This is a genomic window from Sulfuriferula sp. AH1 (assembly GCF_002162035.1).
Taxonomy (GTDB): Bacteria; Pseudomonadota; Gammaproteobacteria; order Burkholderiales; family Sulfuriferulaceae; genus Sulfuriferula.
This window is the reverse complement of the sequence record NZ_CP021138.1, coordinates 2,461,731-2,476,897: the sequence shown is the minus strand read 5'-3', so window position 1 is coordinate 2,476,897 and position 15,167 is coordinate 2,461,731. Positions and strand designations below refer to the sequence as shown.

Here is a 15,167-nt window from a genome sequence, read left to right as displayed (position 1 = left end):
ATTGTGGGTTTTTAAACATCAATGACTAGATTTTCCCGGAAACCATTGCCACTCTTGCTGAATTCATTGGGATAGCCACGCTGATTGCTGATGATTCGGCAGCCATGCTCAGACTCAAAATCAACATTGCCATGGGTGTGCCCGAAAGCCCAAAGGGCTATCTTGTGCTTTGCCATCAATGGTGCCATGTCCGCCGTAAAATAAGGGGTCAGCGCACCGCCCACGAATTCCGCTGCTACGCAGCCCCGGTGAGGGGCGAAATGGGTCACGACAACCGTTTTGCCATGGAATGGTTTGGACAGTTCATCATCCAGCCAAGCTGCGGCTGTGTGGTATAAGGCGGCGGTATCCTCGGGCTCGATGAGCCCACCTTGTTTTCGAATTTCTGAATAGTCATTGATGTATCGCTGCGCAACCCGCATGGCGTCGCCGCTGTTGCCGTATAAGGCGAAGTCTGACCAGAGCGTTGTGCCAAGGAAACGTACACCCTCAATTTTAATGGCATCGTTTTCGAGGAAATGAATACCCAACCGGGCTGCGGTTTTCCGCATATCGCTGATTATCCCGATATCCGCATCGTAAAATTCGTGGTTTCCAACCACATAAATAACGGGCTTGTCAGGAAACGTGGCAGCAGCCCACTCGATCCCGCGCACATGCTTGTCGATATCGCCAGCAAGTATGATCACATCGACATCAAGTGCTGGCGGTTCCCATCCAGGGAATAGGAACTCCAGGTGCAAATCGGAATAGAGTGCTAATTTCATGGTTGATCGCAGTGCTAGTTAAGCTGGTTCACCTTTTCATCATTAAGGGCATGGTGATGGCGCAGGCTGTTTGCAAAGGCGCTTAAGCGCAGCAGATGTCCATAAGGATTCTGCGAGCAAGTACCAAATTCGTCAAATATCTCTCGTAATCAATTTTCCGCCTTCAATGTTTCTCGCATCCTGTTCATGGGTAATTCCAGACTAATTAGCTCAATGGCTTGGACTTTATCTGCTTCAGTAGGCGCATCATGAGGTAAAAACGGCACAGGGTTGATTTTCGCTTGCCGGAAAAGGGCTTTTCCTTTCTCCCGTTCCAGTCCGGATTGCTTAAGAACCGGATAGGTTTGCATGCTGATTGCGTCAATACCTTTGGCGCGCAGGAATTCGCTTACTGCTTCAGCTCTTGCAGAGGCTAGTTGTTTAGTGCGCGATCTTTTTTCATGCAGGGAGGCGAAGCCAGTGACATTGACCTGCTGTGTATGCCATCGCAATAACGCCCATGCAGACGTTTCCAGCAGGGTGATGTTTTCTGCCGAGATAAGCGATGCTCCCGCAGCAAATGAAATGGCAGGCAGGGCTACTGCAGGCGGAATGACTTCGATCTGCCAGCCCGGGAATTTTTGCATGAGGGTGGTTTCCATTTCTTGCAGTGCCGGTAATGCGCCGTGGTAGTCAGGCGAGATTTGGAAATGTGCGGTCTTTTCGTCCGTGTTGATTTCAGCCGTGGCGAGGGGAAAAGGGAACGACAGGCGCAGCAGTTCGAGTGGATGCGGTATTGCCGGTTGTGTGGATGCCTGGAAAAGTGCCGTGATTTTATTTTGCTGTTCCCCGGCGGTCTCGATTTGGTCGAGGCGCAGTTTGACCGGGTGCGTCAGCCGCTGTTCCAGCGCGTGCTGAAGTCTGGTTTCCAGTTGCGGTTCGTAATGTTTGGTCAGCAGAACGGCATGTACCATGGTGGTGTCAAGCTCCTGATGCACCTGCAGTTTCTCCAGCGTGCTACTGTTTTTACTGGCGCTTTGGCGCAGCACGTCTTCAATTTGCTTGGAACGCCAGGTTTCGTGCACACTGTCATTCAACGTGCTGGCGAGCGGCACGGATAGCAGCGCGAGCACGACTCCCGCAGCAACGGTTTTCCACAGCAATTCCCTGGGGGCATTGAATTTGCCCAGCCCGTACCACAGTGCCATGAAGGCCACCGTGAAGGCGATTGCAAGCAGATTGGTGAGAAACAGCAGCGACGCGCCGGTGAAGATAGCGAGGTTCAGTGTGGCAATGCCGTATCCTACGACGGCAAGCGGTGGCATGAGGGCAGTGGCGATAGCCACGCCGGCGGCAACCCCGCCTTGTCCGCGAATGACAGCATAGCCGGCGGCGAGGCCGGAGAAGATGGCGACCAGCAGGTCAAACAGATTGGGGTTGGTACGAGAGAGGATTTCTGCCTGCGCCGGAATGAAGGGGGCGATTTTGACGATAGCGATGGATATCAGCAGCGCACCTGCGATGCCGGCCAACAGGGCGAGGCCGCTGCGCGCCGCCATGGCGGTGTCGGTATGCGCGATGGAAAAACCGAGCAGCACGATGGGGCCCATCATCGGCGCGACCAGCATGGCCCCGATGATGACGGCGGTGGAGTTGAGCAGCAGGCCAAGCGTTGCAATGGCACAGGAAACAACGATCAGGAAGATGAACGGATAGCTGAGCCGGCCGTCCTTTTCTACCCGGCCCTGTACGGCTGCGTGGTCGATGTCGGCAAGGTGCTTGCGCCAGATTTGTTTAAGTTTGCCGGAAGCCGGGATGGTGGTCATGGTGTTATTCTCCTGAGTGTAATTTGGATTGTTGTGCCAGGGCAGGCTGGGCGCCCCAGCGGGTATAGAAAGCCTTGAGTGCAAATGGCGGCAGGAACGTAGTGAGGATGATCACCAGTAGCAGCGCCGCATAAGTGGCACCGTTCAGCAGGCCGTAGGAGGCACCCAGCTGGGCGAATATCAGCCCCACTTCACCGCGCGGAATGAGTGAAATACCAATAGCGTGCTGCCGCAGACGCGGTTCCGCCACGACGAAACCCGCCAGCCATTTGCCGAGTATGGCGACAGCCAGCAGCGTGCCGAATAGCGCCCACATGGAAGTTGATTCCCACGGTATTTGGCGCAGATCCATGGTGACGCCCACCAGCACGAAAAATATAGGCGCGAACAAATGAATCAGCGGCCGCATTTGTTTTTCCACACGGCGTGACAGCTCGGGATTTTCCGCCAGTGCACGGTTGAGCGGCAGGCGCAATAGCGCTGGTACCTGGCGCGGCAAGCGCACCCGGAAAGCGTGACCCAGAGCCAGTCCGGCGGCAAATCCACCCATGATTTCGGGCGCACCGACAGCATGTGCCAGTGCACTGAATGTCAGGATCAGGCCCACCACCAGCATCAGCAGCATGCCGGGCGACGCCGAGCGGCGATCGAGTGCTTCGATTGCCCATGCGATCAGCTTTGCTGCAATCGGGGCGAGCACCATGAACAGGATGATGTAGATGCCAACCCCGGCCAGGGAGGAAGCCGTGGCATTGCCGGTAACGGCAATCTGATAGAGAAAAGCCAGCGCGATGACACCGAACAGATCGTCCAGTACTGCCGCGGCGATGACGATTTGTGCCTCGGGGGAATCCTTGCGGCCGAGATCGGCCAGCACGCGGACAGTAATGCCGATGCTGGTGGCTGTCAGCGTGCCGCCGATGAACAGGCTGGTGGTGGTTGGCAAGCCGAACAGCCACGCGGCGCAGGCGTAACCCAGGATAAAGGGCAGAAGAAATCCCGCTGATGCGACCACGATGGGTTTGCTGCCCGCCCGGGCCATGCGCCGCAGGTCGGTATCCATGCCGACTTCAAACAGCAGCAGTGTGATTCCGATTGCCGCAAGTGCTTTGAGGGTGGGTATCGGTTCTACCCAGCCGAGCAGAGAGGGGCCGAGTATGATGCCGGCGGCGAGTTCGCCGATGACTGAGGGAATACCCATGCGTGCAGCGATGGCGCCAAACAGCGCAGCGCCTGTCAGCAGCGCGGCAAACATGAAGAACATTTCGTGAATAGGCAAGGGCATCATGGTCTCCGGCTGGAAGTATCGGCAGCGGCTGTCCAGGATGGCAGCGTGGTGATCTTTTCGCTCGCATTGATACGCTGGCGCAGATTGAGAATCTGGTGTTTTACCCGGAAAAAAGCTTCCACAACATCAGGATCGAAATGATTGCCGGCACCCTCGCGCAGCATGGCAAACACTTTTTCCAGCGGCAATGCGGGGCGATAGCAGCGATCCATAGTTAGCGCGTCGAAAAAATCTGCGGCGGCAACAATGCGTCCGCCCAGGGGGATTGCATTACCTTCCAGCTCTGACGGATAGCCGCTGCCATCGAATTTTTCATGGTGGGCGAGCGCGATCTGCGCCGCTAGCTGAAACAGCGGAACATCATGGTCGTTGAGCAGCGTCGCGCCGATTTCAGGGTGGGTTTTCATGACGGCCCATTCTTTTTCCGTGAGTGGGCCGGGTTTCTTCAGGATGGCATCGGGGATACCGATTTTACCGATATCGTGCATGCGCGCGGCATACAGCATGTTTTCGCAATAATCCGGTTTCATGCCGTATGCGCTGGCGATCAGCGCCGCATAGTATCCCATGCGTATGATGTGAATGCCGGTGTCGCCGTCTTTCAGTTCTGCCGCTGCTGCGAGGCGCAGCAGCGTACCCAGTCTGGCTTTTCTGATCGCATTGCGTGCGCGGTGCGTTCTCTGACTGCCTGCTGTAAATCCAGCGCGTAACGTTCCAGTTGACCTGCTCTCATGACCGGACTAATTTCAATTCTCTGGTTTGTAGTAGTTCCGACTTGATCTGACAGTATGGCCTTGCCAAAGGTGAGGTTACCCGGTTTGATATAGGTGCGAATCTTTATCAAACAAAGCGCGCAAGCGCCAAGGAGTAACCCCATGAACAGTTTTCACCAAAACGTTATCAAACACAAGGTTGGCCTGCTGAATCTGGCTGCTGAACTCGGTAATGTGTCCCGCGCCTGCAAGGTGATGGGCTTTTCCCGCGATACCTTCTACCGTTATCAGTCGGCTATGGAAAACGGTGGTGTCGACGCCCTGATCGATGCTAATCGCAGAAAGCCGAACCACAAGAACCGGGTTGAAGAGGCCACAGAATTAGCGGTTGCCGCCTTCGCCCTGGAACAACCGGCATTTGGTCAGGTGCGCGTATCCAATGAGCTGCGCAAACGCGGCATCTTTGTTTCTCCCTCTGGTGTACGCTCTGTTTGGCTGCGGCGTGATCTCGAATCGTTCAAGAAGCGCCTGACTGCACTGGAACGGCATGTTGCTGAAACGGGCGAGGTGCTGACCGAAGCGCAAGTAGGCGCCCTGGAAAAGAAACAGGACGACGATGTGGCGCATGGCGAGATTGAAACGGCTCACCCAGGCTATCTCGGCAGCCAGGATACGTTCTATGTGGGCACCCTCAAAGGCGTCGGCCGGATTTACCAGCAGACCTTCGTTGACACCTATTCGAAGTGGGCAGCGGCCAAACTCTACACGACCAAAATGCCGATCACCGCAGCCGATCTGCTTAATGACCGGGTGCTGCCATTCTTCGCCGAGCAGAACATGGGGATGATACGCATCCTGACGGATCGCGGCACCGAATATTGCGGCAAACCGGAATCCCATGACTATCAGCTCTATCTGGCCTTGAATGACATCGAGCATACCAGGACCAAAGCCAATCATCCGCAGACCAACGGCATCTGTGAACGCTTCCACAAGACCATCCTGCAGGAGTTCTATCAGGTCGCGTTCCGGCGCAAGATTTACCGGTCAATCGCGGAGCTGCAAACGGATCTGGATGAATGGCTGGTTTATTACAACAATGACCGCACCCATCAGGGCAAGATGTGCTGCGGCCGCACTCCGACGCAAACACTTATTGACGGAAAGGAGGCATGGCACGATAAAATCACCACATTGAACAACTGAATCTGAACTGACAGCTGCATCTGTCAAACCGGGGAACTGTCAGATCAGATCGCGACTACTACATTTCAGGTATGCGAGATCATCAAATCCAGTCCGGAGACTTGCAACACACGGGTGCTCATGCTGAGTGCGAAGGGGCAGAAGAGCGATCTGGAACAGGGGCAGCGTGCAGGTGCCGATGCCTATCTGGTCAAGCCGTTCAGCCCGCTGGAGCTGATTGATAAAGTGGAAAGATTGCTGGCAAAATAATTTTTTTTGTTGACAATATGATAAAAATGAAACTACTGTAAAAATAGTAAACATGTTGTTGTTAAACGGAATGTAGTGGCGGTCTGATTTTTTCGCAAGGATGTGTGGTGAGCTGGCAACAGGGAAAGTCACGCATTTTAAATGATAAAAGTGAAACATTTTCGTAGCGTTGTAATGAATAGGAGTAAAAAATGAAAAACCATGAATTGTTGTTGACAGCCATCCTGTGCGTTGCGGCGTTACCGTCGACAGCCACTGCGGCAGATGCGGGCGGCGATGTGCAGGTAGCACTGACGGCGCAACGTATTGTGCTTGACCGCAACGGCAAGGAGACCCTGACTGAAGCACGGGAAGCCAGACCCGGTGACGTGCTGGAATATCGCGCGGTTTATCGCAACCAGGGTAAACAGGCGGTGCGTAATGTACTGGCGGTACTACCGGTGCCATTGAACAGCTTGAGCTACATACCGGCAAGCGCCAATCCGCAGCGCGTGTGGGCGAGTCTGGACGGGCGCAAGTTTGAACTCGCACCTTTGCTGCGCACGGTAATACTGCCCGATGGCAAGCGCGAAATCCGTCCGGTGCCGGCATCCGAATATCGTTACCTGCGCTGGAATCTGGGTGAATTGAAGCCCGGCGCGCAAGCCACGGTGGCGGCACGGATGCGCATGGCGCAACCTGAGCAAGGTGCGGGAGGTGTGAAATGAATCAGCCTCGTTTACCAAACCTTGCCGCTCAGCCAGTCTGGGGTCAGCGCGAACTGTTTCTGGTCTTGCTGCTGGCATTGACTGCCCTGTTCTGGCATACCGCCGCCTGGGCCGCACCTGCCGCCGGCACGCAGATCGGTAACCAGGCGTCGGCTACTTATACCGACGATTCCCAGACCACGCGCACGGTCACGTCGAATACCGTCACCACCATCGTGCAACAGGTGGCAAGTCTGACGTTGATATCGAACGGCGCCAGGAGCGCCACACCGGGCGGGCAGGCAAGTTATCCGCATACTCTCACCAACACGGGTAACGGGCCGGACAGTTTCGGGCTTGCCGCTACCAATACCGGCAGTTTTGTGTTGTCGAACGTGACGTTCTATGCGGATGCCAACGGCGATGGCGTGGCCGACGATGCGACGCCTATTACTGCCACCGGCACATTGACGGCTGGCAGCAGTTTCAACTTCGTAGCAGTGGGTACCGTGCCTGGCACGGCAGCATCGGGTAACACCAACAGTCTGGTGGTCAGCGCCGCAAGCGCATTTGATGCCACGGCCAAGGCATCCAATACGGATACCACGACGGTGACCGCCAACGCGGCGGTGAGCGTGACCAAGGCGATTGATGTGGCCAAAGGCGGCTCACCCAGCGGCCCGCGCACCATTACCCTGACCTATACCAACACCGGCAATTTGCCTGCCACTCAGCTCACTATTACGGATGCACTGCCGAGCGGTATGGCTTATGTGGCGGGCAGCGGCCGCTGGAGCAATACCGGCAGCACGGTGCTGACCGATGCCGATACAACCGATAATCAGGGCGGCATTGTGTACGATTTTGCCAGTGCCACGAACACGGTGACTGCAGCCATCGCCCAGGTTGATCCGGGTACAACAGGCCGGCTTACTTTCCAGGTCGACATCGCCGGTGGCTTGCCGCCCGGAAACAACGCTGCCACGGCCAATACTGCGAGTTACCGCTATAACGACGGCTCCGGCACGGTGGCTTCCTCCAGCACCAATACGGCGCAGTTCACCGTTATCCAGTCCGCAGCACTGACCATGCAAGGCGACATCGTAGCGAGCATCCCTCAAGGCGGCACGGCAAGTTTCGGCAACTTGCTGGCTAATACCGGTAATGGCACCGATACCTTTGACATCAGTATAGGCACCAGCAATTTCCCGGCAGGCACTACCTTCACGCTGTATCAGAGCGATAGTGTCACCCCCATGCTCGACACCAATGGCAACGGCATTCCCGATACCGGGCCGCTTGCTGCCGGAGCGAACTATAACGTGGTGCTCAAGGCAAGCTTGCCGCCCGGTGCCACTGGCGGAGCCTATACGGTGCAGAAAACCGCCACCTCCCAGGCTGACCCGAGCAAGACAGTCACGGTGACCGATGAGCTCACCGTCATTGTGGGCAACAGTGTGGATCTCAGCAATAACGCTGCCGGTACCGGTGCACCCGGATTCGGGGCCGGACCGGAAGGGGCTGCGGTGATTACCAATAGCGCCGATCCCGGCACCACCTCCCGCTTTACCCTGTATGTCGCCAATAACAGCGGCGTGGCTGACAGCTTTGATCTTGCGGCAAGCAGCGATTCTACTTTCGCTGCGTTGAATCTGCCGGAAGGCTGGAGCGTGGTGTTCCGCGATGCAAACGGTGCAGTGATTACCAACACCGGTGCGATCAAGGGCGGTGATGCCAAACTGGTTTACGCTGATGTGACGGTGCCGGCAGGCTATACGCCGGGTGCAGTGGATATTTATTTCCGCAGTTTGTCACCTACGTCTGCTGCCGGTGACCGTTTGCACGATGCAGTGCAGGTCAGCACCCAGCGCGCCGTGACGCTCACCCCCAACAACAGCGGTCAGATTTATCCCGGTGGCTCAGTGGTGTACAGCCATACCTTGGCCAACAACGGCAACGTCACCGAAGGGGATGGCGCAGGCAATGCCATTGCTTTCACGCTTGCCGATGACGGCGCGGGCTTCAGCTCCACGCTGTACTGGGACAAAAATAACAACGGCGTGCTGGATGATACTGACCCGGTGGTCTCATCCGCCGCCGATTTGACCGGTGGCAGCAACGGCGCCAGCACGGAAGCCGGTCTCCAGCCTGGCGAAAGTGCCACGCTGTTCGTGAAAGTGTTCGCACCGGGCGGCGCCGCACCGGGTGCGCAGGATACCGCCACGTTGACGGCTAAGTCTAGCGGCACGATCAACGCTGTCGTGGCACCGCCGCCAGCGGTTACCACGGATGGCACGACCGTCATCGCCGGCCAGGTGCGTCTGGAGAAATCACAGGCGCTGGATGCGGACTGCGATGGCGTACCCGACACGGCATATGGCACGGTTGATGTAGCCGCTCCCCCCGGTGCCTGCGTGCGCTACCGCATCATGGCTATCAATGCCGGCATCGCAAATGTGACTGCTGTCACCGTGAGCGATGCCACACCCGCAAACACCACATATAGCGCAAACATACCTGCCGCAACCACGGCTGGCGCAGTGACAGCGCCAGGCGACGGCAACAGCGGCACGATTCAGGCGGCTGTTGGCACCCTGACGCCGGGGCAGGCCGCAGAGGTGACATTTGGTGTACGTATCAACCCGTAGTGATTCCCCTCGGCGTGGCGGGTTCGCGCCGGGGAATTTTCGTCTCTCTCCTTATGCATTTTTAAATCAATATGCCTATTCCATTCGCCCTGTTCCATATGCTGCTTGCCTGTGTGCTGTTCATAACAGCCAGCAGCGTATGGGCAGCGCCGCTGGCTGGTAGCCTGATCGAAAATCAGGCTACCGCCAGTTACCGCGATGATGCGACGGGACTCTATTCCAGGGCAACGTCCAACACCGTGCGCATCGTGGTACAGGCGGTGGAAGGGGTTACGCTGGCAGCAGACCGTGACACGGTGCGGGCACCGGGTTCGGGCTTCGAACTGGCACACCGCTTGACCAATACCGGCAATACCCCCACTCACTACCGTCTCGAATTCGGCAATCTGACGGACAACGCCTTCAATGCAGCGCACCTGAAGCTGGTGCGTGACTTGAATGGCAACGGTCAGGCGGAATCCGGCGAGCCGGAAGTGGCGGCGGGTGGCACGCTGTTGCTGGAACTGGGGCAATCTGCCGATCTGGTGCTGACCGGCACAGTGTCATCCGCTGCAATGCAGGGCAACGTGACTGGGGTTTACCTGCAGGCAACCGGCACTACTCAGGGCGTATCTGCCAAAAATACCGACCGGATTACGGTGGCTAACGGCGCGGTGCTGGTACTTGCCAAGCGTGCATCCGATCTCACGCCCCAGCGCGGGGAGGAAGTCATGTTTACGATTACTGCCACCAATCAGGGAAATCTGCCGGCCGGCAGCATGCCGATTACGGTGGATGGCATACCCAAGCGTTATGTCGTGCTGCGCGACAGGGTACCGGTCAATACCGTGCTGCGAGACGTGGTCGGTAGCGGGCAGGGTGTGGCGCTTTACCATCGTCAGGGCGACCCGCGCGATGCCTATTTCAGCCGTCCGCCTGAGGACGCTGTTACCGATGCCGTCGCCTGGGGATTGCCTGCGCTTGCACCAGGCCAGACCGCAGAATTGCGCATGACGGTGCAGATCAATGACAATGCCCATGAACGCATCAGCAATACTGCCGAAGCTGATTACGATGGCCGCCCGGCTGCAGCCACTTCCAATACCGTGGTGTTGACGCTGCCGAATCAGCCTGCCGCGCTTGCCGCTTTTGCGGATGCCGGATTCAGCACCCAGTCTGCTGCAGTCGCCCTGGGCGCGCCGCTCTACCTGCAAGCGGATCTGGCATCCTGCAACCGGACCAGCCAGACTTCGGAAACAGTATCCATCATCGTCACTGCTGCGCGTACCGGCGATAGCGAAACTTTCGTGGCGGAAGAAACGGAAACCAACAGCGGCATGTTCCGTGTATCGTTCGGCGTGCCAACCCGGGATGCCGCGACTTACGTGCCGGTCAGCGGCAACGGCGTGCTGGAAGTGCGGCGCGACGATAGTCTGCTGGTACGTGTCGCTGGCTGCAACGACGAAGTGCTGGAGTCCACCGTGCTGATCGATCCCTTTGGCGTGTTGTTCGACAGTCGTACCAACGTGCCAGTGACCGGGGCGACTGTGCGCCTGATCGACGTAACCGGCGATGGAAACGGCGGCAACGCCGGTGGTCCTGCCAGGGTATTTCTGGCCGATGGCGTGACGCCCGCACCCAGTACCGTAGTGACGGCTGCGGATGGACGCTATGCTTTCCCGCTGGTGGCACAATCCACCTACCGTCTGGATATAACGCCGCCCACCGGCTTTGGCTTTCCGTCGCAGTTGCCGCCCGCCTTGCTGCCGCCGGGACGGGTAATCCAGATTTCCGGTTCCTACGGCGGCAATTTCCCGGTCAATCTCGCTACCGGTGCGGTGAACATTGACGTGCCCATTGACGATATTTCCGGCGATGGGTTGCTGGTGGAAAAGACTGTTTCCCGCTCGGTGGCGGAAATTGCGGAATTCGTTGATTACACCGTGCGGGTGAAAAATGTCAGCGGTTCAGCTCTGTTCGGTGTGACGCTAAATGACAGCCTGCCGCGCGGTTTCCGTTACGAACGCGGCAGTGCGCGTCTCGACAAGTCAGCGATTGCCGATCCATCGGGCGGGGTTGGGCCGGCGCTGGCGTTTTCATTGGGTACGCTGAACGATGGCGCCGAAGTGCGTCTAAGCTATCGCGTCAAGATCGGGCCTGGAGCCCGGGAGGGCGACGGCATAAACCGGGCACAGGCGGTAAGTGCGGCACCATTTTCAAAAACCAGCAACGTCGCGGCAGCCAAGGTGCGAGTGGAAGGTGGCGTATTCGACGATCGCGGTTTTGTTCTCGGCAAGGTGTTCGCCGACTGCAACGGCAACGGTGTGCCGGACGCGGGTGAACCCGGCATTCCCGGTGTGCGCCTGTATCTGGAGAATGGCGATTTCGTCAGTACCGATGCCGCTGGTCGCTACAATTTCTATGGATTGACGCCTCGTACGCATGTCCTGAAAGCGGATCGCGCCTCTTTGCCATTCGGTGCAAAACTGGCGGAAACCAGCCAACGCAACGCGGGCGATGCCGGTAGTCTGTTTGTCGATCTCAAGACAGGTGAACTGCATCGCGCCGATTTCGCGGTGGCGGGCTGCACGCCGGAAGTGTTGACGGCCATCCGTTTGCGGATGCCGCAGGACAAAACGGCCATAAAAAAATTGGCAGATGTTGTGACCAGACCCGCAGCCTTGCCGGATTTGACCGGCCTGCTGGCAGGGTTGGATGCTGCGCCTGGCTTTCTTTACCCGGCAGACGGCATCGTGTTGCTGGCACCCCAAGTCAAGGTGAGGGTAAAGGGCGCAGCAGGTGGACGGTTGACGCTGTGGGTGAACGGTGTCGTCGTGCCGTCCGAGCGCGTGGGTACGCGGGTGATGGATAAGGTGCGCGGCGTGCAGGCAACGGAATATGTGGGTGTACCGTTGGTCCCCGGTATTAATACGCTGGAACTGGTGCAGGAAGACGATTTCGGCAACCGGCGCGGGGCGGCCGGCATTCAGCTGACCGTGCCGGGCGAGCTGGCGCGGCTGGAATGGGAAATGCCTGCAGCAGGCATTCCTGCTGACGGACGCGGCCCGGCGCTATTGCGCCTGAAACTGCTGGACGCGCAGGGTGTGCCGGTGTCTGCTCGTACGCCGGTAACCCTGCAAGCGAGCGCCGGTCGCTGGCTGGTGGCTGATCTCAATCCGGCGGAAGCTGGCGTGCAGACTTTCATTGAGGGCGGCGTCGCGGTGTTGCGGCTGGTACCGCCCGATACACCGCGTAGCGGTATGTTGTATGCCATTAGCGGCAAGACGCAAACGGAGGCGCGTATCGCTTTTGTTCCGGCGTTGCGCGACATGCTGGCAGTCGGCGTCGTGGAAGGCGCCATCAACCTGCGCCGTTTGAGTGCCGGTGCGGTGGAGCCGGCGGGCCCCGGCGACGGTTTCGAGCGGGAGATTGCCCATTTCGCCGTAGGTAGCGCGGAGCGTCAGGTCAGCGCACGTACTGCGCTGTTTCTCAAAGGCAAGGTAAAAGGCGATTATCTGTTGACCCTGGCCTACGACTCCGACAAGGAAACCGGCACGGGACTGTTCCGCGACATTCAGCCTGACCGCTATTATCCGGTGTACGGGGACGATTCAGCCAAGGGATTCGATGCACGTTCGAGCGGGCGATTATTCCTGCGTGTGGATAAGGGCAAGTCTTTCCTGCTTTACGGGGATTTTGCCACGGCAGGTGCGACGCCGGCGCGTAGCCTTGCTGCTTACAAGCGTAGTTTGACCGGGGTGCGTTATCACCTGGAACAGGAAAATTTTACCGTAGACAGCTTCGCCAGCAATGATCGCAGCCGTCGCGTAGTGCAGGAGTTCCCGGGTAACGGTACGTCAGGACCCTATTTATTGGGTACCAGCGATGTGGTTATCGGCAGCGATCAGGTGGAGCTCATTACCCGTGACGGCAACCAGCCATCGGTGGTGCTGCAAAGCACGCCGCAAGTGCGCTTCGTCGATTACGACATTGAACCTTTCAGCGGCCGCATCCTGTTCCGTCAACCCGTGCCGAGCACCGATGCCAATCTCAATCCGGTGTTCGTGCGTGTGACTTACGAGACGGAGCAGGGCGGCGAGGCATTCTGGACCACCGGGGTGGCGGTCAAGGCGCGTGTAAGCGAATCCGCCGAAATCGGTATTTCCCGCACCGATGACCGCAATCCGCAAAGCCCCTATGCGCTGACCGGTATCAATGCCACCCTCCAGCTGGCGGAAAAAACCAGGCTGATTGCCGAAGTCGCAACCAGTGATCGTGCCGGGGAAACGGGGCAAGGCCGACGTGTCGAGCTGACTCATGACGGCGGTGATTTCAAGGCGCGTATCTGGGGCGGGCGCACCGACGCGAGTTTCGACAACCCTTCCGCATCACTTTCACGCGGGCGCGGTGAATCAGGCGCGAAACTGGGCTATCGACTGGATGAGAAAACCAGCTTGCGCGCGGAAGCCATCCATACCGAAGACGTTGCGACCGGTGGCAGCCGTGACGGCATCCGTGCCAGTGTGGAGCGGGTGCTGATTCCCGGCGTTCGACTCGAAACCGGTTTGCGTCACGCGCGCGAAACCACGACACCGGCTCAGCCTGGCAGCGTGGGTGGGCTGAATCTGACCACTGCGCGAGTCAAGCTGTCGGCGCAGTTGCCGGATTATCCTCAAGCGACGGTCTATGGTGAGGCGGAACAGAGTATTCAGGGGCGTGGCGGCCTGCTTGGGGTCGGCGGTGAATACCGTCTGGCCGGACGCGGGCGGCTGTATGCCAGGCACGAGTTTGTCAATTCCCTCAACGGCGCTTATGGCTTGAATGACAATCAGCGGCAGAACGTCACGGTGATCGGCCTCGACGCAGATTATATGCAGGATGGCCGCACCTTCAGCGAATATCGGGCGCGCAACGCATTCTCCGGACGCGAGACGGAAGCCGCTATCGGCCTCAGGAATCGTTGGGGCATTGCTGAAGGTGTACGGCTCGATACCAGCTTCGAGCGGGTGGCCAGCATTTCCGGCAGCGGCAAGGGTGAATCGCTCGCGGCGACAGGCGCAGTGGAATATACCCTGCGCCCGGATATGAAAGGTACAGCGCGTTTGGAGCTGCGTTCCGGCGAGGCTTCCAATGCTGTGTTGACTACATTGGGCATTGCCTACAAGTTATCCGATGGTTGGGCTTTCCTCGGCAAACATGTGCTGAACCTGGTGCATGGCAAATCGGCAGGCGCGGCAGACCAGACCCGCTCCCGGTTGCAATTGGGGCTTGCCTGGCGTGACGTCGAAGATGGCCGCCTCAATGGTCTTGCCCGCTATGAACATAAATTCGAGGAAGACGACAGCACCAACGGATTCCGGCGCACCGTGCATATCTTTTCAACGCATGCCAATTATCAGGCTAACCGGCGTCTTACCCTGTCCGGACGCTATGCCGGGAAACTGGCCAGCGAAACATCGAACGGCCTCGATAGCCGAGCCATTGCACATCTTTTATCGGGACGCCTGACCCATGAACTGAGTGATAAATGGGACATGGGGCTTGGCGCTGGCGTGCTGGTGAATGGCGATTTCGGCAGCCGCCGTTATAGCGCAGGCGCCGAGGTGGGCTATCTGCTGGCGAAAAATCTGTGGGCTTCCGTGGGTTACAACGTACGCGGTTTTTCTGACCGTGATCTCACCGCATCCGACTATACCGAGCGTGGTGTGTACATGCGGCTGCGCTTCAAGTTTGACGAGGCGCTGCTGGCCGGCATTTTTGACAATCATCCTGGGGAATAATCATGCAGCGCGCGTTAAAATTTTTGATATTTTTGATTTTACTAGG

The 15,167-nt window shown here is 58.0% G+C and carries 9 protein-coding genes; 5 read left to right on the top strand and 4 right to left on the bottom strand.

The features are described from left to right. Positions 1-11: 11 nt before the first annotated feature. The 4 genes from CAP31_RS12505 to CAP31_RS12490 form a co-directional block, all read right to left on the bottom strand. On the bottom strand, positions 12-767 hold the full coding sequence (locus CAP31_RS12505) for a metallophosphoesterase (RefSeq protein ID WP_087447838.1): 756 nt from the start codon (positions 765-767) through the stop codon (positions 12-14). A gap of 149 nt (positions 768-916) precedes the next feature. After that, positions 917-2,572, bottom strand: a complete 1,656-nt coding sequence (locus tag CAP31_RS12500) for a DUF389 domain-containing protein (RefSeq protein ID WP_087447837.1) — start codon at positions 2,570-2,572, stop codon at positions 917-919. Between the two features lie 4 nt (positions 2,573-2,576). Further along, a complete protein-coding gene (locus CAP31_RS12495) occupies positions 2,577-3,860 on the bottom strand; it encodes a cation:proton antiporter (protein WP_223247279.1) in 1,284 nt (427 codons plus the stop codon). Next, on the bottom strand, positions 3,857-4,435 hold the full coding sequence (locus CAP31_RS12490; RefSeq protein ID WP_223247434.1) for an HD-GYP domain-containing protein: 579 nt from the start codon (positions 4,433-4,435) through the stop codon (positions 3,857-3,859). The genes CAP31_RS12495 and CAP31_RS12490 overlap by 4 nt, the downstream gene beginning before the upstream one ends. A 300-nt stretch (positions 4,436-4,735) precedes the next feature. Between CAP31_RS12490 and CAP31_RS12480 the strand changes: the two genes are divergently transcribed. The 5 genes from CAP31_RS12480 to CAP31_RS12460 all read left to right on the top strand — a co-directional run bounded on the left by CAP31_RS12480 (position 4,736) and on the right by CAP31_RS12460 (position 15,121). Continuing rightward, positions 4,736-5,779: an IS481 family transposase gene (locus CAP31_RS12480; RefSeq protein ID WP_087446117.1), complete on the top strand. Its 1,044-nt coding sequence runs from the start codon at positions 4,736-4,738 to the stop codon at positions 5,777-5,779. An 18-nt stretch (positions 5,780-5,797) separates the two neighbouring features. After that, complete coding sequence (locus CAP31_RS12475; protein WP_087447834.1) at positions 5,798-6,028, top strand: response regulator transcription factor; 231 nt, start codon at positions 5,798-5,800, stop codon at positions 6,026-6,028. Between the two features lie 191 nt (positions 6,029-6,219). Further along, a complete protein-coding gene (locus CAP31_RS12470) occupies positions 6,220-6,735 on the top strand; it encodes a hypothetical protein (RefSeq protein WP_087447833.1) in 516 nt (171 codons plus the stop codon). Then, positions 6,732-9,362, top strand: a complete 2,631-nt coding sequence (locus CAP31_RS12465; protein ID WP_087447832.1) for a hypothetical protein — start codon at positions 6,732-6,734, stop codon at positions 9,360-9,362. The genes CAP31_RS12470 and CAP31_RS12465 overlap by 4 nt, the downstream gene beginning before the upstream one ends. 71 nt (positions 9,363-9,433) lie before the next feature. Further along, complete coding sequence (locus tag CAP31_RS12460; RefSeq protein WP_087447831.1) at positions 9,434-15,121, top strand: SdrD B-like domain-containing protein; 5,688 nt, start codon at positions 9,434-9,436, stop codon at positions 15,119-15,121. The last annotated feature ends 46 nt before the right edge of the window (positions 15,122-15,167 follow it).